Source organism: Pseudomonas sp. L5B5, assembly GCF_020520285.1.
Classification (GTDB): Bacteria; Pseudomonadota; Gammaproteobacteria; order Pseudomonadales; family Pseudomonadaceae; genus Aquipseudomonas.
The window spans coordinates 4,790,524-4,812,881 of the sequence record NZ_CP084742.1 but is presented as its reverse complement, the minus strand read 5'-3'; the positions used below and the strand labels follow the sequence as shown (position 1 = coordinate 4,812,881).

The following is a 22,358-nucleotide window of genomic DNA, read 5'->3' as shown; positions in this document are numbered from 1 at the left end:
CCGGACAAAAGAAAACCCCGCCGAAGCGGGGCTTTGCAGACTGTTTCCCTGACATCCATTTCAATCCACCATCCTGGCGGAATCCTACGTGTCCGTGTTATTTCTTTGCGCTTCCTGCGCTACGTCCATGTAACGTAGATTAGCCAGGACGCTCATTCGCCGATATGGGCGATCTGCAGCACGTAACGTAAGAAATGACTTACAGGCACTTTGCCTCTTAGAACTGCTCCGCCGGCAGCAGGAACAGCGACTCGCTACCCGCCTTGACCGAAGCGCTCAGGGAGTGGATACGCGGCAGCAGGCGAGCGAAGTAGAAACGTGCAGTCCCCAGTTTGCTGGCATAGAACGCGTCCTGCTGTTCCTTGCCCAGGGCAGCCTTGGCCATCAATGCCCACATGTAGGCGTAGGCGGTGTAACCGAACACCTGCAGGTATTCCACCGAGGCTGCACCGATCTCGTTGGGGTTGCCCTTGGCCCGATCCAGGACCCAGGCGGACAGCTCATCGAGATTGTCCAGTGCTGCATCGAGCGGCCGCACGAACTCGCCAAGCTGCTCATCGGCAGTGGCGGTGAAGTGGCGGATTTCCTCGGCGAACACCTTGTAGAGCGCACCACCACTGCCAACGATCTTGCGCCCCACCAGATCCAGGGCCTGGATACCGTTGGTGCCTTCGTAGATCTGGGTGATGCGTACATCACGTACCAGTTGCTCCTGGCCCCACTCGCGGATGTAGCCGTGGCCGCCAAAGACCTGCTGGCCATGGACGGTGGTCTCCAGGCCCAGGTCGGTGAGAAATGCCTTGGCCACCGGCGTCAACAGCGCCACCAGGCTTTCCGCACGCTTGCGGGTTTCGGCATCCTCGCTGAACTTGGCGGTGTCCAGCTGCATCGCCACGTAGGTGGAGAATGCCCGACCGCCTTCGTTGGCAGCTTTCATGGTCAGCAGCATACGTCGTACATCGGGGTGGACGATGATCGGGTCGGCGGCCTTGTCCTTGGCTTGCGGACCGGTCGGAGCACGGCTCTGCAAGCGGTCACGGGCGTACTCCACGGCGTTCTGGTAGGAGCGCTCGCCCGTTGCCAGGCCCTGGATGCCAACGCCCAGGCGTTCGTAGTTCATCATGGTGAACATGGCAGCCAGGCCCTTGTTCGGCTCGCCCACCAGGTAACCAATGGCCTGGTCGAAGTTCATCACGCAGGTAGCGGAAGCCTGGATGCCCATCTTGTGCTCGAGGGAACCACAGCTCACCAGGTTGCGCTCGCCCAGGCTGCCATCGGCATTGACCATGAACTTGGGCACCAGGAACAGGGAGATGCCCTTCGGTCCGGCCGGAGCATCGGGCAGCTTGGCCAGCACCAGGTGGATGATGTTTTCCGTCAGGTCATGTTCCCCGCCGGTGATGAAGATCTTGGTTCCACTGATGGCGTAGCCGCCGTCCGCGCGTGGCTCGGCCTTGGTGCGGATGATGCCCAGGTCGGTACCGGCATGGGGTTCGGTCAGGCACATGGAACCGGCCCAGACGCCGGCATACATGTTCGGCAGGTAGGTGGCCTTGAGTTCTTCGCTGGCGTGGGCGTTGATCGACAGGCAGGCCCCGGCGGTCAGCATCGGATACAAGCCGAAGGCCAGGCTGGCGGAGTTGACCATTTCCTCGACCTGCGCCGAGACGGCCTTGGGCATGCCCATGCCGCCAAATTCGGGATCACCGCCGACGCCCACCCAGCCGCCTTCGGCGTAAGTCTGGTAGGCCTGTGGGAAACCTTCCGGGGTGGTCACCACGGTGTCGTGCCAATGGCAGCCTTCTTCGTCGCCGCTGCGGCTCAGCGGGGCAATGCTGCGGGCAGTGACCTTGCCCGCTTCCTCCAGGATCGCTTCGACAGTCTCGGCATCCACGGTTTCCGCCAGTGCTGGCAACTGGGCCCAGAGTTTGGCGACCTCGAATACTTCATTGAGGACGAAGCGCATATCGCGCAGGGGCGCTTTGTAGTCAGCCATGGCAAACCTCGCAGGATCTAAACAAGCGGGCCGGAACGGGCCCATTGACGAAAATCCGAGTGTACCCGAACAACTTTTGAGACACATAGGGTCATCTCGTGACTTTTTTGTTAATTTTGGTCAACGATCATCCACCATACGACAAGACCCGCCAAAAGCGGGTCTTGTCAGGGACGCAGCCGTTTATCTACAAGGCGAAGAGCTCGGCCGGCAAGTTCATCAGGCAGTCGCTACCGGCCTCGATCGCCGCCAGGTGGGCGCCGGTACGTGGCAGCAGCCGCTTGAAATAGAAGTCACAGGTGGCCAGCTTGGCCCTGGCAAAATCGCTGTCGCCCTGGCCGGCCTCGAGCTGCGCCTGGGCCACCTGGGCCATGCGCAGCCACAGGTAGGCCAGGATGATGTAGCCGCCGTACATCAAGTAGTCCAGGGCAGCAGCGCCCACTTCATCCGGGTTCTTCATCGCCGCCATGCCGACCTTGCTCGTCAGCTCGCCCCACTGGCGGTTCAGGCCATCGAGCCGCGCAACATGGGCCTTGAGTTGTGGGTGCTCGGCATGGGCCACGCAGAACTTGTGGACGATCCGGGTGAAGCCCAGCAACAGCTTGCCCTGGCTGCCCAGTACCTTGCGCCCCAGGAGATCCAGGGCCTGGATGCCGTTGGTGCCTTCATAGATCGGGGCGATCCGGCAGTCGCGCACCAGTTGCTCCATGCCCCACTCCCGGATGAAGCCATGGCCACCGAACACCTGCATGCCGTGGTTGGTCACCTCCAGGCCCGTCTCGGTCATGAAGGCCTTGCAGATGGGCGTGAGGAAGGCCAGCAGGTTCTCGGCTTCCTGGCGCTGCGCCGGGTCATCGCTCAGGTGGGCCACATCCAGCAACTGCGCGCTGAAGTAAGCCAGCGCCCGATTGCCCTCGTTGAAGGCCTTCATGGTCAGTAGCATGCGGCGTACATCGGGGTGGACGATGATCGGGTCCGCCGCCTTGGCCGGAGCCTTGGCACCGGTCAGCGAGCGCATCTGCAAGCGGTCGTTGGCATAGCGGATCGCGCCCTGGAAACTCGCTTCGCCCAGGCACAAGCCCTGCATGCCGGTGCCCAGGCGCGCATGGTTCATCATGGTGAACATGCAGTTCAGGCCCTTGTTGGCCTCGCCGATCAGAAAGCCCCTGGCGTCGTCGAAATTCAGCACGCAGGTGGCTGACGCCTTGATCCCCATCTTGTGTTCGATGGAGCCGCAGCTCACGCCATTGCGCTCGCCTGCCTCCCCCCTGGCGTCCGGCAGGAACTTGGGCACGATGAACAGCGAAATACCCTTGGTTCCGGCCGGCGCATCAGGCAGCTTGGCCAGTACCAGGTGCACGATGTTCGCGCTCATGTCGTGTTCGCCGGCAGAGATGAAGATCTTGCTCCCCGACACGGCATAGCTGCCGTCGGCCTGGGGTACGGCGCGGGTCTTGATCAGGCCCAGGTCCGTGCCGCAATGGGCTTCGGTCAGGCACATGGTGCCGGTCCACTGGCCGGCGGTCAGCTTGCTCAGGTACAGCTGCTTCTGTTCGGCGCTGCCATGGGCCTGGATCGCCGACATGGCGCCATGGGTCAGTCCCGGGTACATGCCCCAGGAGGTATTGCTGGAGCCGACCATTTCGCCGATCACCAGGCCCAGCGAGTGGGGCAGCCCCTGCCCCCCGAAGGCAGGGTCGGCAGCCAGGCCATGCCAACCGCCTTCCACATACTGGGCGAACGCTTCCTTGAACCCCTTGGGCGTGGTCACTACGCCATTGTCGAAATGACAGCCCTCCTCGTCGCCGGAACGATTGAGCGGTGCCAGTACGTTCTCGCAGAACCTGGCACCCTCCTCGAGGATCGCACCGACCGTGTCCGGGCTGGCATCAACGGCCCCCAGCGCCGCGTAGCCAGCATGAAAATCAAAGACGTGATCGATCAAAAACCGCATGTCGCGCAAGGGCGCTTGATACTCGGGCATGGTGGCGTCTCCGGCAGCAGGTCATTGCAACCTACTGCCGCTACCGGAACCTGCCAATGACCGTACGGACGCTGAATGCGCCGTCATCACTCAACCCGCAGCCGCATCCATCCGCACCGCGCCGCGGCGGTTCTGCCCGAACGCCATGACGCAGTTACGCCCCGCGCCCTTGGCGCTGTAGAGCGCCTGGTCGGCGGACTTGAGCACTTCCTCGGGAGTGCGATGTTCCATCAGCCGCTCGGCAACGCCGATGCTGATAGTCACCGAAACACTGGAGGCCCCCGCCGCGCCGCGGCGCTGGCGACCTTGCTGATCGTCCTGAGGACGGTTGTCCTGGTTGCGCAGTTGAATGTTGTAGGTGGCGATGGTCTCGCGAATCATCTCCAGGTGAGGCATGCACTCATCCAGGGTCTTGCCGGCGAACACCACGGCAAACTCTTCCCCGCCATAACGATAGGCGCGACCACCACCGGTGACTTTCGACAACTTGCTGGCCACCAGGCGCAGCACCTGGTCACCCACGTCGTGGCCATGGGTATCGTTGAATTTCTTGAAGTGGTCGACGTCGGACATGGCCAGCACGTAGTTGCGACCCAGGCGCTGCATGCGCTCGTTCAGGGCGCGGCGTCCCGGCAGCCCGGTCAACTCATCGCGAAAGGCCATCTGGTAGGCCTCGTGGGCCACTGCAGCGGCAATCATCAGCATCACCTGGCTGCACATGATGTTCAGGGTGAAGGGCAGGATGAAGGTCTTGGGCAACATCCAGAACAGCCCGAGCAGCCCCACCAGTTGCGCCGCATGCAGCGGGCGCGGGCTGCGCCAGTACTGGATGGCCAGCAGCAGGAATGCCGCGAAGAATACCGGGTAGGACAATTGGATCAGGCTCATCCAGCTGCCATGCAGGGCCGGCCAGCGAATCTCCGCCAGCCAGGCCAGCAGCGCCTGGGGATAACTCTGTTCCAGGCCCAGGGCCACGCTGCCGAAGGCAAGCAGCACGGCAAAGCGCGCCACCATGTCCTGGAACAGGTGCGTACGTTCCTGCCAGGCGGCGAACAAGCCGAACAGCAAGGGCAACAACAGGCAGCACAAATGAAACACCACCGCCGCATCCTCGCGGACCCGGCCATTGTCGCGGTAGAAGTCGGTCTGGGTATCCAGCAGGAAATAGGCGATGTACACCGTGACCATGAGGAACAGCTCACGCTGGCGCCGATACACCGCGCAATACGCCCCGCCCAGCAACAGCACCAGGGTCGGCAGCACATTGAACAAAGAAGTGAAGAAGACGTTGAGGTCCTTGACGTAGGCGGCCGCCAGCCCAGCAAGCAGGAGCAGTAAAGACGGTAGAAAGTGACTGAAACGTACGGCGGAAGAACGCGGCAAGGGTAAAACTCCAACCCGGCTGATCAATAGATGGCATTGTGCCTTCACTGCGGAAGTTAAGCACATGCGATGTGACAGGCGTCACATTGCCACCTCTTTAACGGCAGGGAATCGCTTCAGCTTAGTGATTTAGTCGGGAATTTTTCCGAAGCCTGCGCAGACGCAAAAAAGCCGCTCGTCCCGAAGGGCGAACGGCTTTGCAGTGGAGCCGGACGGGCTTAGTAAGCCAGGCCGAAATCCTCTTCCTTCATGTCCATCAGGTTGTTGGCGCCCGACAGCATGGTGGCAACATGAGTGCGAGTACGCGGCAGGATGCGCTGGAAGTAGAAGCGCGCGGTCTGCAGCTTGGCGGTGTAGAAGGCCTCCTCGGTGGTGCCGGCAGCCAGCTTCTCCGCCGCCAGGCGCGCCATGTCGGCCCAGAAGTAGGCCAGGCAGGCGTAACCGGAGTACATCAGGTAGTCCACCGACGCGGCACCGACCTCTTCACGGTCCTTCATCGCGGCCATGCCCACTTTCATGGTCAGCTCGCCCCATTCCTTGTTCAGTGCCGCCAGCGGTGCAACGAATTCCTTCACGGCTTCGTTGCCTTCGTTGTTCTGGCAGAACTTGTGGACGATCTTGGTGAAGCCCTTCAGCGCCTCGCCCTGGGTCATCAGCACCTTGCGACCCAGCAGGTCCAGGGCCTGGATACCGGTGGTGCCCTCGTACAGCATCGAGATACGGCTGTCGCGAACGTTCTGCTCCATGCCCCACTCGGCAATGAACCCGTGGCCACCGTAGATCTGCACACCGTGGTTGGCAGACTCGAAGCCGACCTCGGTCATGAAGGCCTTGGCGATTGGCGTCATGAACGCCAGCAGGGCATCGGCCTTCTTCTTCTCTTCTTCGTCCACGCCGTACTTGACGATGTCCACCTGCTTGGCGGTGAAGTAGACCATGGCGCGGTTGCCTTCGGCGAACGCCTTCATGGTCAGCAGCATGCGGCGTACATCAGGATGCACGATGATCGGGTCAGCGGCTTTGTCCGGCGCTTTCGGGCCAGTCAGCGAGCGCATTTGCAGGCGATCGCGAGCGTATTTCAGGCCACCCTGGAAACCGATCTCCGCGTGGGCCAGGCCTTGCAGCGCGGTACCCAGGCGAGCGGTGTTCATGAAGGTGAACATGCAGTTCAGGCCCTTGTTCGCCGGGCCGATCAGGAAACCGGTGGCCGCGTCGAAGTTCATCACGCAGGTGGCGTTGCCGTGGATACCCATCTTGTGTTCCAGGGAACCACAGCTCACGGCGTTGCGCTGGCCAATGCTGCCATCGGCGTTCGGCAGGAACTTGGGCACGATGAACAGCGAGATGCCCTTGGTGCCGGCCGGAGCGTCCGGCAGGCGAGCCAGCACGATGTGGACGATGTTGTCGGCCATGTCGTGTTCACCGGCGGAGATGAAGATCTTGGTGCCGGTGACTTTGTAGGAACCGTCGGCCTGAGGCTCGGCCTTGGTGCGCAGCATGCCCAGGTCTGTACCGCAGTGTGGTTCGGTCAGGCACATGGTGCCGGTCCATTCGCCGGAGACCAGTTTGGTCAGGTAGGCGTCCTGCTGCTCTGGAGTACCGTGCTCGGAGATTGTGTTCATCGCGCCATGGGACAGGCCCGGGTACATGCCCCACGACCAGTTGGACTCACCGACCATTTCGCTGACCGCCAGGCCCAGGGACTCGGGCAGGCCTTGACCACCGTGCTCGACGTCATGGGCCAGGCTTGGCCAGCCGCCTTCGACGAACTGCTTGTAGGCTTCCTTGAAGCCGGTTGGGGTCTTAACGCCGGATTCACTCCAGGTGCAACCTTCCTGGTCGCCCACGCGGTTCAGCGGTGCCAGTACCTGCTCACAAAACTTCGCACCTTCCTCGAGAATGGCGTCAACCATGTCTGGAGTGGCGTCCTGGCAAGCCGGGAGGCTCTGATAGTGCGCCTCATAACCAAGCAGCTCGTCACGAACGAAGCGAATATCACGCAAGGGGGCCTTGTAGTCAGGCATAGCGATAAACCTCTGCTGATGTAACCGGGAATGAACAACCGCGTTGAGTTTTTATAGCGGTCAAACAGTTGTTTGAAACATACGTTTACGCCCAAATCTTGTCAAGCATCGGACAAATACCTTTCGTCATCGCCATGAAACATCCGTGCAGGCGAAGGCTCACAGCAGCTGCCATGACAAGTGTAGAAGTCGGTTTACCGGCATTCGGCCAGCTAAAGGAATCAGCGCGGTCGGGGGCGTCGCAGAAAGACAGGCATGAAAAAGCCCGGCCCCCGATAAAGGGGCCGGGCTTCAATCAAAGAGCGTCAGGCGTAGGTATCGATCAGTGTCCCGAGGGCTTCATCCGAGGCCTTGGCGACCTTGACGCCCAGTTCGACCTGGAGCTTGCCGACCGACATCTGGACCACACTGCTGGCCACGTCCGATTCCTGGCTGCGGTCCACACCCCGCAGGCGATTGACCTGAAGCTCCGACGACTGGCTGCCGGCGGAACGCTCGACGGCCGTGCTGGCAATCTGGCCAGCGGCCTGGTCGACACGGTTCTGACCGGCCTGGATGGCGTTCAGTCCGGCGTAGTAAGCGCTGTTCCCGGAAATTTCCATGGGAGAACTCGACCTGGAAAATGAATGACGGGTGTCATTGAAGCAGACCCGTCAAGAAAACACCCGTCAAAAACACTAATGGCCATATGCCCTGTCATAGGCAAAATCTAGTCCAGCAGGTCCAGTTGCAGGTGCTCGGCCACCGCCTCGGCGCTGGCTGGCCTGAGCCTGGGCACCTTTCCCAGGCACGGCGCAGGCAGGCGCTCGGCCAGGGTCGCCAGGTTCTCTTCCAGACGAGAGGTATCGGGATCGACGATATTCGCCACCCACCCGGCCAGTTGCAGGCCGTCCTGGGCAATGGCCTGGGCGGTGAGCAAGGCATGGTTGATACAGCCCAGCCGCACCCCCACCACCAGGATCACCGGCAGGTCCAGGGCCATGGCCAGGTCCGACAGATTGTCCTGATCCGCCAGTGGCACGCGCCAGCCGCCAGCCCCCTCGACCAGGGTGAAATCCGCCCCCTTGGCCAGGAGCTGGCGCATGGGCAGCAACAGTGATTGCACCGTCAATGCCACTCCCGCTTCACGCGCCGCCAAGTGCGGAGCGATGGCGGGTTCGAAGGCAATCGGATTGATCTCTTCATAGCTCAGCGGCAACGACGATTGTGCCTGCAAGGCCAGGGCATCGGCATTGCGCAGGCCCTTGGGGCCCCGCTCGCAGCCGGACGCCACCGGTTTGCCCGCGGCCGTGCTCAAGCCCGCCTGGCGCGCGGCATACAACAATCCGGCGGCGATCGTGGTCTTGCCCACGTCGGTATCGGTACCCGTGATGAAATAGGCAGGACTCATAGCGGCTTCTCCAATATGGCGTAGACCACCTGGTAAGTCGCCGGCAATCCCCTGGCCTGGCGAAACCCTTCGTAAGCATCCATCAATCCGGCAATCCGTGCCCGGCCGGTGAGGCCGCCAGGGCGCCCGGGATTGAGGTTGTGGGCTCCCAGGGCCTTGAGTTCGTGGGTCAGGCTGCGCACATCCGGATAGTGCAGGACATGGGGCACCCGCTCCAGGCTGTGCAGCCGCAAACCGCTGGCCCCGCACAACTGGCTGTATCGCTCGAAGGCCCGGAAGCGATTGACATGGACCTGCCCGTCCACCTGCCCCCAGCTGTCACGCAACTCTTGCAAGGTGCCCACGCACAGGCTGGCGAATGCCAGTACGCCACCCGGCTTGAGCACTCGCCGGGCTTCACTGAGCACGGCGGCAAAATCGGCGCACCACTGCACCGCCAGGCTGGAGAAGATCAACTCGCAACTGTCCGACCGCAGCGGCAGGCGCTCGGCGTCGCCGGCAATGAAGTACTCGGCGCCACCCAGCGGCCGCGCATGGTCGAGCATGCCTTGGGCGATATCCAGGGCCAGCCCCTGGCTGCCGGCAAAGCGCTCGCCCAGCACCCGGCTGAAATGCCCGGTACCACACCCCAGGTCCAGCCAGCGAGCCGGCACCCAATCCGCTGGCAAGCGGCCCAGCAATTGCTGGCCAACCGCACGTTGCAACTCGGCCACGCTGTCGTAACTGGACGCCGCGCGGGAAAACGAAGCCGCCACCTGACGCTTGTCAGGCAGGCTGGCAGCCAGGACAGGAACAGACAGATCAGTCATCACCGGACTCATGCAAGAAAGCCTGGATCGCCCCTGCCACTCCATGGGGGTCCTCCAGAAGAAAACCGTGGCTGGCCTGTTCAATCAGGCCAACTTCTACATCCGGCAACAATGCCAGCAACTCACCGGCCGCCTCGGCCGGCACCAGGCCATCGAGCCCGGCGAACAGGTGCAATTGCGGTCCGCGAAAGCCCTGCAAGGCTTCGCGGGTGTCCAGTTGCGCCAACACCTCCAGGCCTGCCATCAGTACCTGCGGCTGGGTCACCGGTGCGCCGCCCAGCAACAGCCGGGACAAGCCCCTTGGATCGGCGGCGCCCTGGGCACAGAGCAGGGAAAAACGCTTGAGGGTGGTGCGCGGATCGGCGGCGCAACCGGCCAGGAAACCATCGAAGGTTTCCCCGGTCATGGCACTGGACCACTGCTCATGGGCGACAAAACTGGGGTTGCTGGCCAGGGTCAGCAAGCCGCAACAGCGCTCGCCACGACGTGCCGCCAGCGCCGAGGCGAGCATGCCCCCCAGGGACCAGCCGCCCAGCCAGGCATCGTCTGCCAGGGTATCGTCGAGTTCATCCAGCCAGTCGTCAGGATCGCTGGACGTCAGCTCCGGCAGCGGTTCGATCTCCACCCGCAGGTGCTCGTCCAGCCCTTGCAGCGCCGCCGCCAGCGGCTCAAGCGGTGACACGCCCAGCCCCCAGCCGGGCAACAGGATCAGTCGATCACGCATGGCTCGGCCCCATCTGCAGTTCACTGCAACAATCCGCCAATGCCTCTAACAATAGCTGCACCTGGCCCTCGCTGTGGGCCGCGGACAGGGTCACCCGCAGCCGGGCACTGCCAGCGGGCACCGTAGGCGGGCGAATCGCGGTGACCAGGATCCCGCGCTCGCGCAGCTTGTGCGACAGCGCAACGGCCCGCGCGCTGTCGCCCACCAGGATCGGCTGGATCGGGGTGAAGCTGTCCATCAACTCCAGGCCGATCTGCTCGGCGCCCTGGCGGAACTGGCGGATCAGGTTCGCCAGGTGCTCGCGCCGCCAGTGTTCGCTGCGCAGCAGTTCCAGGCTTTTCAGGGTGGCGCAGGCCAGGGCCGGAGGCTGGCTGGTGGTGTAGATGTAGGGCCGGGCGAACTGGATCAGGCTTTCGATCAGTTCCTCACTGCCTGCAACAAAGGCCCCTGCGGTCCCGAAGGCCTTGCCCAGGGTGCCCACCAGTACCGGCACTTCCTCCAGGCCCAAGCCGAAATGTTCCACCAGACCGGCGCCATTGGCGCCCAGCGGGCCGAAGCCATGGGCATCGTCCACCATCAGCCAGGCGCCCCGTGCCTTGGTTTCACGAGCCAGGGCCGGCAGGTCGGCCACATCGCCATCCATGCTGAACACCCCGTCGGTGACCACCAGGGTATTGCCGGTGGCCTTTTCGAGGCGCTTGGCCAGGCTCGTCGCATCGTTGTGCAGGTAGCGGTTGAACCGTGCGCCGCTGAGCAACCCGGCATCCAGCAGCGAGGCATGGTTGAGGCGGTCCTCCAGGACCGTGTCGCCTTGCCCCACCAGGGCCGTGACCGCTCCGAGGTTGGCCATGTAGCCGGTGCTGAAGAGCAAGGCGCGAGGGCGGCCGGTGAGTTCGGCCAGGGCTTCTTCGAGGGCATGGTGCGGGCCGCTGTGGCCCACCACCAGGTGCGAAGCGCCACCGCCCACGCCCCAGCGACTGGCACCGTCACGCCAGGCCTCGATCACCTGCGGATGATTGGCCAGGCCCAGGTAGTCGTTGTTGCAGAACGCCAGCAACGGTTGGCCGTCGACCACCACTTGCGGCCCCTGAGGACTGTCGAGCAAGGGTCGCTGGCGGTACAGGTGTTCGGCTCGGCGAGCCGCGAGGCGCGCGGAAAGATCAAAAGACATGCTGGCCTCGATGATCGGAAAAGAATCCAGCGCCGCAGGCAGCGCCCAGGCGACAAGGTCCCTGCGGGAACCTCATCGATTCTGGAGTCGCCTGTGCCCGGCGGCGATGTGTCGGGTCGGAATCAGACGGCGGCGTTGTAGAACTGCTCGCTGCTCTTCTGCTCGACCAGCGCCTGCTCGATGGCCGCCTGGTGCACTTCGTCGGCGTGCTCTTCACGCGCCTCGGGCTGGATGCCCAGGCGGGCGAACAGCTGCATGTCCTTGTCGGCCTGCGGGTTGGCGGTGGTCAGCAGCTTGTCGCCATAGAAGATCGAGTTGGCACCGGCAAAGAACGCCAGGGCCTGCATCTGCTCGTTCATCGCCTCGCGGCCTGCCGACAGCCGTACATGGGATTGCGGCATGAGAATCCGCGCCACGGCCAGCATGCGGATGAAATCGAACGGGTCCACCTCATCGGCATTTTCCAGCGGCGTACCCGCCACCTTCACCAGCATGTTGATCGGTACCGACTCCGGGTGCTCCGGCAGGTTGGCCAGCTGGATCAGCAGCCCGGCGCGGTCGTCCAGGGATTCGCCCATGCCCAGGATGCCGCCGGAACAGATCTTCATCCCGGCATCGCGCACATAGGCCAGGGTCTGCAGGCGCTCGCTGTAGGTACGGGTAGTGATGATGTTGCCGTAGAACTCCGGCGAGGTGTCGAGGTTGTGGTTGTAGTAGTCCAGGCCGGCCTTGGCCAGGGCCTCGGTCTGCTCCTGGTCGAGCTTGCCCAGGGTCATGCAGGTTTCCAGGCCCATGGCCTTCACCCCTTTGACCATCTCCAGCACATAGGGCATGTCCTTGGCGGCCGGATGCTTCCAGGCGGCGCCCATGCAGAAGCGCGTGGAGCCGATGGCCTTCGCCCGGGCGGCCTCCTCCAGGACCTTCTGCACTTCCAGGAGCTTCTCTTTTTCCAGGCCGGTGTTGTAGTGACCGGACTGTGGACAATATTTGCAATCTTCCGGGCAGGCGCCGGTCTTGATCGACAGCAGGGTAGAAACCTGGACCCGGTTGGCGTCGAAATGCGCGCGGTGCACGGTCTGCGCCTGGAACAGCAGGTCGTTGAACGGCTGGGTGAACAAGGCTTTGACTTCAGCCAAAGTCCAGTCGTGACGCAAGGTGGCGGTGGTGCTGGCGCTCATGGGCGGTTCCTTGATTATGCTTTGCAGGCGGTGCGGTACAGGGAAAGTCCACAGCCGCAACACGGATGTTCGGCATATTTAAGGAAGCCACCATGCACTGTCAACCAGAACAAAAAACACAGGTTTACATCTGGATAAAAAACAAACAAACCTGTTTGCTCTGCGATGAACCCGGCGATGCGCCCATGGCGCTGTGCACGCCCTGCCTGGATGAACTGCCCTGGCTCGACATCCAATGCCCGGTCTGCGCCCTGCCGCTGCCGGTTGCCGGTCCTGCCTGCGGCCAGTGCCTGCAACGGCCACCAGCCTTCGAACGCGTCATCGCTCCCTGGCGCTACGCGTTCCCGGTGGACAGCCTGATCAGCCGTTTCAAGCACCATCAGGAATGGCCTTTTGGCCGGCTGATGGCCGAACTTCTCGCCCAGTTCCTGCACTATCGGTATGACGAGGGCCTGTCGCGCCCGGACGGCCTGCTGCCGGTGCCATTGTCCCGTCGACGCCTGCGCCAGCGCGGCTTCAACCAGGCCGGCATGCTCGCCCATTGGCTGGGTCAGCAACTGAAACTACCCGTCGAATCGCACCTGCTGCAACGCATCCACGACACCCCGGCCCAGCAGGGACTGGATGCCCGGGCCCGCCGGCGCAACCTGCGCGGCGCCTTCGCCCTGGCAGGTGACGTCCCGGTCGCGGGCCGGCACCTGGCCCTGGTGGATGACGTGCTGACCACCGGCGCCACCGCCCAGGCCCTGGCCCGACTGCTGCTCGACGCCGGCGCCCGGCAGGTGGATGTCTATTGCCTGGCGCGCACCCCCAGCCCAGAAGCCCCGGGCTGACTTGACTCTCATCGCCCAAGCCGCAAACTCCCTGTCCATCGTCCGTACCCGAAGCGCCCCTGACATGTCCCTGCCCACTCTGTTGACCCAGCACATCGTCCGCCGTCCGCAACGCATTGCCCTGCTGCAACACATTGCCGAGCAGGGCTCCATCACCCGCGCGGCCAAGAGTGCCGGCCTGAGCTACAAGGCGGCCTGGGATGCCATCGATGAACTGAACAACCTGGCCCAGAGCCCACTGGTGGAACGCAGTGTCGGCGGCAAGGGTGGCGGGGGAGCCAGGCTGTCCCCCGAAGGCGAACGGGTCTTGCGCCTCTATCAGCGATTGCAAGTGCTCCAGGCCCAGGTGCTGGAGGCCGCCGAGGACGCCAGCGACCTGGAGTTGCTGGGGCGCCTGATGCTGCGCACCAGCGCGCGCAACCAGCTGCATGGCAAGGTCCATGGCATCGAGCGCCAGGGCTGCAACGACCTGATCCGCCTGGAACTGCCCGAAGGCTTGCTGATCGAGGCCCGGATCACCCACGACAGCACCCTGCGCCTGGAACTGGCGCCCGGCACCCAGGTGGTGGCGCTGATCAAGGCCGGGTGGCTGGAGGTACAGCCCGTCGGCGTCCCGGCAACAACTGGACACAATTACCTCACAGGAACCATCGAGCGGATTCTCGACGCCGAGGACGGCCCCTGCGAGGTCAGGATCATCCTTCCCAACGGCCAGATCCTCTGCGCCCTGGCTACTCCCTTGCAGTTGCAGGCCCTGGGGCTGGCGCAGAGCCTGCCCGTCCAGGTGCAGTTCTCTCCTTCCCACGTGCTGCTGGGCACCCCGCTCTGACCCTGCCCTCCGGCGCACGGATGCCTTGAACCCAAGCTGCGCGACTGCAACACATTCGTCATCGGTGCTCATTAAGGTGGCTGCAAAAACCCGCAGGGAGCCTGATATGAGCCTGTTATTAGAAGAAGACCAACCCACCGACCTGGAACAGATCGTCGGCCTCAGCCGCCGGGGCTTCATCGGTGCCGGCGCCCTGTGCGGCGCGGCCCTGTTCCTGGGCGGCAACCTGCTGAGCCGCAGCGCCCTGGCCGCCGGCGTCAGTGCTGGCAACGGCCAGTTGCTGGGTTTTGCCAGCATCGCCAGCGCCACCAGCGACACCATCACCCTGCCACCGGGCTACAAGGCCTCGGCGCTGATCAGCTGGGGCCAGCCCCTGTACAAGAACGGCCCGGCCTTCGACCCCAGCGGCAATGGCACCGCACAGGCCCAGGAAGTGCAGTTCGGCGACAACAACGACGGCATGAGCCTGTTCGCCTTTCCCGACGACAGGCACCGGGCGCTGATGGCGATCAACAACGAATACACCAATTACCGTTACCTCTATCCCCATGGTGGCCTGCCGCAGTCGGCCGAGGACGTGCGCAAGGCCCAGGCCAGCGAAGGCGTGTCGGTGATCGAGGTGCAACGCAGGAACGGCCAGTGGCAGTTCGTCCAGGGCTCGCGCTACAACCGGCGCATCCACGGCAACACGCCGATCCGCCTCAGTGGACCCGCGGCCGGCCATGCCTTGCTCAAGACCGGCGCCGACCCGAAGGGCAAGAAGGTGCTGGGTACTTTCCAGAACTGCGCCAACGGCAAGACGCCCTGGGGCACCTACCTGACCTGCGAAGAAAACTTCACCGACTGCTTCGGCAGCAGCAACGCCGAACAGACGTTCGACACCGCACAAAAGCGCTATGGCGCCTCGGTGGCCAGCCGGGACATCAACTGGCACGTACACGACCCGCGCTTCGACCTGGCCAAGAACCCCAACGAACTCAACCGCCACGGCTGGGTGGTGGAAATCGACCCCTTCGATCCGCAATCGGCTCCGGTCAAGCGCACGGCCCTGGGCCGCTTCAAGCATGAGAACGCCGCCCTGGCGGAAACCCGTGATGGCCGCGCGGTGGTCTACATGGGCGACGACGAACGCGGCGAATTCATCTACAAGTTCATCAGCCGCGACCGTATCAACCACCGTAACCCCAGGGCCAACCGCGACCTGCTGGACCACGGCACCCTGTATGTGGCGCGCTTCGACGCCGGCGACAGCAACCCGGACCACCCCAAGGGCCAGGGCCAGTGGATCGAACTGACCCATGGCAAGAACGGCATCGACACCAGCAGCGGTTTCGCCGACCAGGCCCAGGTGCTGATCCAGGCTCGCCTGGCCGCCAGCGTGGTCCAGGCCACACGCATGGACCGTCCCGAGTGGATCGTCGTCAGCCCCAAGGACGGCCAGGTGTATTGCACCCTGACCAACAACTCCAAGCGTGGCGAGGACGGCATGCCGGTGGGCGGCCCCAACCCACGGGAGAAGAACGTCTATGGACAGATCCTGCGCTGGCGCACCGACGCCGACGACCATGGGTCGATGAGCTTCTCCTGGGACCTGTTCGTGGTCGCCGGCAACCCCGGCGTGCATGCCGGCAAGCCCAAGGCCGGCTCGTCCAACATCAACCCGCAGAACATGTTCAACAGTCCCGATGGCCTGGGCTTCGACAAGGCCGGGCGCCTGTGGATCCTCACCGATGGCGACTACAGCAACAGCGGTGACTTCGCCGGCATGGGCAACAACCAGATGCTCTGCGCCGACCCCGACAGCGGCGAGATCCGACGCTTCATGGTCGGGCCGGTGGGCTGCGAGGTCACCGGGATCGCCTTCGCCCCGGATCAGAAGACCCTGTTCGTGGGCATCCAGCATCCCGGGGAAAATGGCGGCTCGACCTTCCCCGAGCACTTGCCCAACGGCAAGCCGCGCTCCTCGGTAATGGCCATTACCCGGGAAGACGGCGGCATCATCGGCGCCTGATCCAGGGCTGCGCCGAACCGGCGCCTGCCTCTACCCGGGGCAGGCGCCAAAGCGCCCTCCACCGGCCTGCCCGTCTGCGTTACCATGCTGGGCCGGACGCGGCAGCCTGCTGCGCGCAGGAGTAAGCATGTCGCACCCGTTTGATACCCTGACCCCCGATCTGGTCCTGGACGCCGTGGAAAGCATCGGCTTTCTCAGCGACGCCCGGGTACTGGCCCTCAACAGCTACGAAAACCGCGTCTACCAGGTCGGCATCGACCAGGCCGAGCCGCTGGTCGCCAAGTTCTACCGGCCCCAGCGCTGGAGCGATGAAGCGATCCTCGAAGAACACAGCTTCACCTTCGAGCTGGCCGAATGCGAAGTGCCGGTGGTGGCGCCGATCGTGCACGAAGGCCGCAGCCTGTTCGAACATGCGGGTTTTCGTTTCGCGCTGTTCCCCCGGCGTGGCGGCCGTGCCCCGGAACCAGGCAACCTGGACCAGCTCTATCGCCTCGGCCAATTGCTGGGCCGCCTGCACGCCGTCGGCGCCAGTCGACCGTTCGCCCACCGCGAAGCCCTGGGCGTGCAGAACTTCGGCCATGACTCGCTGGCGACCCTGTTGCAGGGCAACTTCATTCCCAAGAGCCTGCTGCCGGCCTACGAGTCCGTCGCCCGGGACCTGCTCAAGCGCGTGGAAGCCGTCTACCAGTCCACCTCGCACCAGAACATCCGCCTGCATGGCGACTGCCACCCCGGCAACATGATGTGCCGCGACGAGGTGTTCCATATCGTCGACCTCGATGACTGCCGCATGGGGCCAGCGGTTCAGGACCTGTGGATGATGCTCGCCGGCGACCGCCAGGAACGCCTCGGCCAGTTGTCCGAACTGATGGACGGCTACAGCGAATTCCATGATTTCAACCCGCGGGAACTGGCGCTGATCGAGGCGCTGCGAGCCCTGCGCCTGATGCATTACAGCGCCTGGCTCGCGCGACGCTGGGACGACCCGGCGTTTCCCCGCAGCTTCTCCTGGTTCGGCAGCGAACGTTACTGGGGCGACCAGGTGCTCGCGCTGCGCGAACAGCTGGCAGCACTCGACGAGGAGCCCCTGCGGCTGTTCTGAAGCACCTGGCAGGAAGCACAGGCGGCGTGAGGAAAAGTCAGGACAGGCCCGGACGATTGTCCTTACAATCGCGGCTTTGTTAGTTGCCTAAGCAAGGATTCTCCATGCAAGCCGCCAACCTGCGCCGCGGGTACATTCTGGGGCTGACCGCCTACATCATCTGGGGTCTGTTTCCGCTCTATTTCAAAGCCATCGCCAGCGTGCCCGCCGTGGAAATCATCGTCCACCGGGTGCTCTGGTCGGCGCTGTTCGGCGGCCTGCTGCTGATGGCCTGGAAACACCCGGGCTGGTGGCGTGAACTGCGGGACAATCCCCGGCGCCTGGCGATCCTGGCCCTGAGCGGGACCCTGATCGCCGCCAACTGGCTGACCTACGTCTGGTCGGTGAACAACGGGCGCATGGTCGAAGCCAGCCTGGGCTACTACATCAACCCGCTGATCAACGTGCTGCTGGGCATGCTGATCCTGGGTGAGCGCCTGCGGCGCCTACAATGGCTGGCCGTGATCCTGGCAGCCGTGGGAGTGGCCCAGCAGGTATGGCAGCTGGGCAGCCTGCCCTGGGTCTCACTGGCGCTGGCGCTGAGCTTCGGTTTCTACGGCCTGATCCGCAAGCAGGCACCGGTCAAGGCCTTGCCGGGCCTGGTGGTGGAAACCTGGATGCTGGTGCCCATCGCCCTGGCGTGGCTGCTGCTGCACCCCGATGCCAGCAGCGCCCATGCGGCCTTCTGGACCAGCTCCGAAGCCTGGTGGCTGGTGGCCGCCGGCCCCGTGACCCTGATCCCGCTGGTGTGTTTCAACGCCGCAGCCCGCGACCTGCCCTATACCACTTTGGGCTTCCTGCAATACCTGGCCCCGACCCTGGTGCTGCTGCAGGCGGTCCTGCTGTTCGGCGAGCATCTGTCCTCCAGCACCCTGGTGGCCTTCATGTTCATCTGGGCGGGCCTGGCGGTGTACAGCGTCGATGCCTGGCTGAGCCTGCGCAGACGCAGCTGATCAAAAAACAATCAAAACCTCGCAAGCCACGGTCCACGTGGCCTGCGGCGGTTGTTCCCAAGGTTATCCACAACCTGGTCCCCGGCGTTTGTGCACAAGCCCTTGAAATTGCCGGTTTTTTGATCAATTCCCGGAAAGCCGCGAGGCCACTGGGCCAGCGCCGGGTCTCTACAGGTTATCCACAGGCGCATGCACCTTTTTCTGGGATAAGCCCCTCCCCCTTCAGCCCTCGCTACGCAGCACCAATTCCACCATCAGGTCGTCCGCGAGGGTCTCCAGGCGCGACTGCAGGACATCCAGCGACAGGGTCAGCGGCACCGCCAGGATGGCCTCGGCGTGGAACAACGGCTCGCTGCTCATGGGCGCCGGGCGCACCTCGGTCACCAGCCGCTCCAGGTTGACGCCCTGCTCCGCCAGCAGGCGGGTGATATCCCGGACAATTCCCGGTCGGTCATTGCCCACCAGTTCCATGGCGATGGGTTTCCAGGTGCATGATTGCTCGATGCCGCTTTCGGCGATCAGCACGCGGATGCCCTGGGCCGAGAGCCCTTGCAACGCATCCACCAGTTCGTCATAGGCTTCGGCTGGCACCGCCACCCGAAGAATGCCGGCGAACTGCCCGGCCATGCGCGACAGGCGACTTTCCAGCCAGTTGCCACCATGGGCGGCGATGCACTGGGCGATGCGTTCGACCTGCCCGGCCTTGTCCGCAGCGAATACCGTGAGCACGAGATGGTCCATGGCGCAGCCCTCTTTGGCGGGTAGAAGAGCAATTATAGGCAGCCTCGCCTGCCGCGCCCGGAGCCTCTCATCGAGCCCCGGCAAACGAGCCGGTAGACCAAAATACAAATCGTGTACAACTTTTTGCGTTTATGTGGAACAATCCATCGGTTTTTTGCGAACACACTACTGTCCAGCGTGACTGCACAGGACTGGCGAGTCGCGAAACGACGTATTTAGTCTGATTTTCACAACCGCAATTCATCATGTAGTATTCCGCAGCGCGCACTACATAACGTTGGAACGATGTCTGCCAAGGCCTGAACACAACCCTCGCAATGCCCGTCAGCAAGGCTCCGCCGTTGATTGGAAGCACCCAGCCGCCCGCAATGGCATGTACTGGTGAACAGGGTTGTGCTTTAAATGGCCGCCGGCTTCATTGTTAATTTGAAGAGCTGAAAAGCGAAATAGCTGAGCAGAGTGAGGCAAGCAATGACTGAACACGTTCAAGTCGGTGGCCTGCAGGTCGCCAGAGTCCTGTTCGACTTCGTGAACAACGAAGCCATTCCCGGAACCGGCCTCACCGCCGACGCATTCTGGGCAGGTGCCGACAAGGTCATCCACGACCTGGCGCCCAAGAACAAAGCCCTACTCGCCAAACGCGATGACTTCCAGGCGCGGATCGATGCCTGGCATCAGTCCCGTGCCGGCCAGGCCCATGACGCCGTGGCCTACAAAGCCTTCCTGCAAGACATCGGTTACCTGCTGCCGGAAGCGGCGGACTTCCAGGCCACCACCCAGAACGTCGATGAAGAAATCGCCCGCATGGCCGGCCCGCAGCTGGTGGTGCCGGTGATGAATGCGCGCTTCGCCCTCAACGCCTCCAACGCCCGCTGGGGTTCGCTGTACGACGCGCTGTATGGCACCGATGCCATCAGCGAGGCCGATGGCGCAGAAAAGGGCAAGGGCTACAACAAGGTCCGCGGCGACAAGGTCATCGCCTTCGCCCGCGCCTTCCTCGATGAGTCCGCGCCGCTGGCTGCCGGCTCCCACGTGGACTCGGTGAGCTACAAGATCGCCGGCGGCAAGCTGGTGGTGGGCCTCGAGGGCGGCACCAACAGCGGCCTGCGCGACGACGCCCAACTGATCGGCTACCAGGGCGATGCTGCGGCCCCGACCGCCATTCTGCTCAAGCACAATGGCCTGCACTTCGAGATCCAGATCGACGCCACCAGCCCGGTCGGCCAGACCGACACCGCCGGGGTCAAGGACCTGCTGATGGAAGCGGCGCTGACCACCATCATGGACTGCGAAGACTCGGTCGCCGCCGTCGATGCCGATGACAAGGTGGTGATCTATCGCAACTGGCTCGGCCTGATGAAAGGCGACCTGGCCGAGGAAGTGGCCAAGGGCGGCAAATCCTTCACCCGTACCATGAACGCCGACCGTGAATACACCGGCGCCAACGGCGAGCCGGTGAAACTGCACGGCCGTTCGCTGCTGTTCGTGCGTAACGTCGGCCACTTGATGACCATCGACGCGATCCTCGACAAGGACGGCAACGAGGTGCCCGAGGGCATCCTCGACGGCCTGATCACCAGCCTGGCGGCGATCCACAACCTCAACGGCAACAGCTCGCGCAAGAACAGCCGCACCGGCTCGGTGTACATCGTCAAGCCGAAGATGCACGGTCCTGAAGAAGCGGCGTTCACCAACGAACTGTTCGGTCGCATCGAAGAAGTCCTGGCCCTGCCGCGCAACACCCTGAAAGTCGGGATCATGGACGAGGAGCGCCGCACCACGGTCAACCTCAAGGCCTGCATCAAGGCGGCCAGCGAGCGCGTGGTGTTCATCAACACCGGTTTCCTCGACCGTACCGGCGATGAAATCCACACCTCCATGGAAGCCGGCGCCATGGTGCGCAAGGCCGACATGAAGGCCGAGAAATGGATCGGCGCCTATGAGAACTGGAACGTCGACATCGGCCTGGCCACCGGCCTGCAAGGCCGCGCGCAGATCGGCAAGGGCATGTGGGCCATGCCGGACCTGATGGCCGCCATGCTCGAGCAGAAGATCGCTCACCCACTGGCTGGCGCCAACACTGCCTGGGTCCCATCGCCGACCGCTGCTGCGCTGCACGCGCTGCACTATCACAAGGTCGACGTGTTCGCCCGCCAGGCCGAGCTGGCCAAGCGCACCCGCGCCTCGGTGGACGACATCCTGACCATCCCTCTGGCCAGCAACACCAACTGGTCGGCGGAGCAGGTCAAGAACGAACTGGACAACAACGCCCAGGGCATCCTCGGCTACGTGGTGCGCTGGATCGACCAGGGTGTGGGTTGCTCCAAGGTGCCGGACATCAACGATGTCGGCCTGATGGAAGACCGCGCCACCCTGCGCATTTCCAGCCAGCACATTGCCAACTGGCTGCGCCATGGCGTAGTGACCCAGGAGCAAGTGGTCGAAAGCCTCAAGCGCATGGCCCCGGTGGTCGACCGGCAGAACGCCGCTGATCCGCTGTACCGTCCGCTGGCACCGAACTTCGACAGCAACATCGCCTTCCAGGCCGCCCTGGAACTGGTGATCGAAGGCACCAAGCAGCCCAACGGCTACACCGAGCCAGTCCTGCATCGTCGTCGTCGCGAGTTCAAGGCCAAGAACGGCCTGTAACCTCGCCTCCTCGGCTGCAAAAAAAGCCCCGGTCAATTGATCGGGGCTTTTTATTGGCCGCAGGGCGAAAGACGCTAGGGCACCATGCCCAGCTCGTGCTTGACCAGGGCCAGCAGCTTGCCGGTGTCGATCGGCTTGAGCAGAAAGTCCACCACGCTCAGGTGCATGGCGGCGATGGCATCGCGCACGTCGGCATCACCGGAAATGATGATGATCGGCAGGGCCGCCCGCTCCGACTCGCGCACCTGGCGAATCAGGTCCAGGCCACTGCAAGGGGCCATGCGCAGGTCGGTGATCAGCAGGCCGATGGACTTGTTCGACTCGAGCAACTCGAGCGCGGCCTTGCCACTGGCCGCGGTCATGCAGCGAATGCCATCGAGGCCGAGGATTTCCGACAGCAGCTCGCGGGCATCCTTGTCGTCATCGGCAATCAGCACCCGCTGCGGCGGCAGGTCGGGTTCCAGCATGACGGCACTCAGCGCCTCGCGCTCGGCATCACTCAAGATATCGTGGTCGGACATACAGTTCTCTACAGGATCGAA

18 protein-coding genes are annotated in these 22,358 nt (G+C 63.6%); 6 read left to right on the top strand and 12 right to left on the bottom strand.

What is annotated here, in order from left to right:
- Positions 1-217 precede the first annotated feature (217 nt).
- The 10 genes from LGQ10_RS21965 to bioB form a co-directional block, all read right to left on the bottom strand.
- Positions 218-1,996, bottom strand: coding sequence for an acyl-CoA dehydrogenase C-terminal domain-containing protein (locus LGQ10_RS21965; RefSeq protein WP_226523192.1), 1,779 nt, complete (start codon positions 1,994-1,996; stop codon positions 218-220).
- Positions 1,997-2,183: 187 nt separating this feature from the next.
- Positions 2,184-3,980: an acyl-CoA dehydrogenase C-terminal domain-containing protein gene (locus tag LGQ10_RS21960; RefSeq protein WP_226523191.1), complete on the bottom strand. Its 1,797-nt coding sequence runs from the start codon at positions 3,978-3,980 to the stop codon at positions 2,184-2,186.
- A gap of 90 nt (positions 3,981-4,070) precedes the next feature.
- Positions 4,071-5,363, bottom strand: coding sequence for a GGDEF domain-containing protein (locus LGQ10_RS21955; RefSeq protein ID WP_058436434.1), 1,293 nt, complete (start codon positions 5,361-5,363; stop codon positions 4,071-4,073).
- Positions 5,364-5,581: 218 nt separating this feature from the next.
- A complete protein-coding gene (locus LGQ10_RS21950) occupies positions 5,582-7,387 on the bottom strand; it encodes a phenylacyl-CoA dehydrogenase (protein ID WP_226523190.1) in 1,806 nt (601 codons plus the stop codon).
- 305 nt (positions 7,388-7,692) lie between these two features.
- Positions 7,693-7,989, bottom strand: a complete 297-nt coding sequence (locus LGQ10_RS21945; RefSeq protein WP_058438188.1) for a hypothetical protein — start codon at positions 7,987-7,989, stop codon at positions 7,693-7,695.
- A 107-nt stretch (positions 7,990-8,096) separates the two neighbouring features.
- Complete coding sequence (gene bioD, locus LGQ10_RS21940) at positions 8,097-8,777, bottom strand: dethiobiotin synthase (protein ID WP_058438190.1); 681 nt, start codon at positions 8,775-8,777, stop codon at positions 8,097-8,099.
- On the bottom strand, positions 8,774-9,586 hold the full coding sequence (bioC, locus tag LGQ10_RS21935) for a malonyl-ACP O-methyltransferase BioC (protein WP_226523189.1): 813 nt from the start codon (positions 9,584-9,586) through the stop codon (positions 8,774-8,776). The genes bioD and bioC overlap by 4 nt, the downstream gene beginning before the upstream one ends.
- Positions 9,579-10,310, bottom strand: a complete 732-nt coding sequence (locus LGQ10_RS21930) for an alpha/beta fold hydrolase (RefSeq protein ID WP_226523188.1) — start codon at positions 10,308-10,310, stop codon at positions 9,579-9,581. Before LGQ10_RS21930 ends, bioC begins: the two co-directional genes overlap by 8 nt.
- Positions 10,303-11,481 (bottom strand): 8-amino-7-oxononanoate synthase, encoded by a 1,179-nt coding sequence (gene bioF / locus LGQ10_RS21925; RefSeq protein ID WP_226523187.1) that lies wholly within the window; start codon positions 11,479-11,481, stop codon positions 10,303-10,305. The genes LGQ10_RS21930 and bioF overlap by 8 nt, the downstream gene beginning before the upstream one ends.
- A gap of 122 nt (positions 11,482-11,603) precedes the next feature.
- Positions 11,604-12,659, bottom strand: coding sequence for a biotin synthase BioB (gene bioB / locus LGQ10_RS21920; protein ID WP_058435460.1), 1,056 nt, complete (start codon positions 12,657-12,659; stop codon positions 11,604-11,606).
- Positions 12,660-12,751: 92 nt separating this feature from the next.
- On the opposite strand from bioB, the gene LGQ10_RS21915 reads away from it, so the two are divergent.
- The 5 genes from LGQ10_RS21915 (at position 12,752) to rarD (ending at position 18,426) form a co-directional block, all read left to right on the top strand.
- The gene (locus LGQ10_RS21915) at positions 12,752-13,492 is read left to right on the top strand and encodes a ComF family protein (protein ID WP_226523186.1); all 741 of its coding nucleotides are present in this window, start codon (positions 12,752-12,754) and stop codon (positions 13,490-13,492) included.
- 64 nt (positions 13,493-13,556) lie between these two features.
- Positions 13,557-14,321: a TOBE domain-containing protein gene (locus LGQ10_RS21910; RefSeq protein ID WP_226523185.1), complete on the top strand. Its 765-nt coding sequence runs from the start codon at positions 13,557-13,559 to the stop codon at positions 14,319-14,321.
- A 106-nt stretch (positions 14,322-14,427) separates the two neighbouring features.
- Positions 14,428-16,332, top strand: coding sequence for a PhoX family protein (locus LGQ10_RS21905; RefSeq protein WP_226523184.1), 1,905 nt, complete (start codon positions 14,428-14,430; stop codon positions 16,330-16,332).
- A 127-nt stretch (positions 16,333-16,459) separates the two neighbouring features.
- The gene (locus LGQ10_RS21900) at positions 16,460-17,434 is read left to right on the top strand and encodes a serine/threonine protein kinase (RefSeq protein ID WP_058433940.1); all 975 of its coding nucleotides are present in this window, start codon (positions 16,460-16,462) and stop codon (positions 17,432-17,434) included.
- A gap of 104 nt (positions 17,435-17,538) precedes the next feature.
- On the top strand, positions 17,539-18,426 hold the full coding sequence (gene rarD / locus LGQ10_RS21895; RefSeq protein WP_058433941.1) for an EamA family transporter RarD: 888 nt from the start codon (positions 17,539-17,541) through the stop codon (positions 18,424-18,426).
- A gap of 222 nt (positions 18,427-18,648) precedes the next feature.
- Here the strand turns inward: rarD and LGQ10_RS21890 are convergent, their stop codons facing one another.
- Positions 18,649-19,167 carry a glycine cleavage system protein R gene (locus tag LGQ10_RS21890; protein WP_058433942.1) on the bottom strand — a complete coding sequence of 173 codons (519 nt, stop codon included), beginning with the start codon at positions 19,165-19,167 and terminating at the stop codon, positions 18,649-18,651.
- A 471-nt stretch (positions 19,168-19,638) separates the two neighbouring features.
- Between LGQ10_RS21890 and LGQ10_RS21885 the strand changes: the two genes are divergently transcribed.
- Positions 19,639-21,816: a malate synthase G gene (locus LGQ10_RS21885; RefSeq protein WP_226523183.1), complete on the top strand. Its 2,178-nt coding sequence runs from the start codon at positions 19,639-19,641 to the stop codon at positions 21,814-21,816.
- A 74-nt stretch (positions 21,817-21,890) separates the two neighbouring features.
- On the opposite strand, the gene LGQ10_RS21880 is transcribed toward LGQ10_RS21885, so the two are convergent.
- The gene (locus tag LGQ10_RS21880) at positions 21,891-22,337 is read right to left on the bottom strand and encodes a response regulator (RefSeq protein ID WP_226523182.1); all 447 of its coding nucleotides are present in this window, start codon (positions 22,335-22,337) and stop codon (positions 21,891-21,893) included.
- Positions 22,338-22,358: the final 21 nt, after the last annotated feature.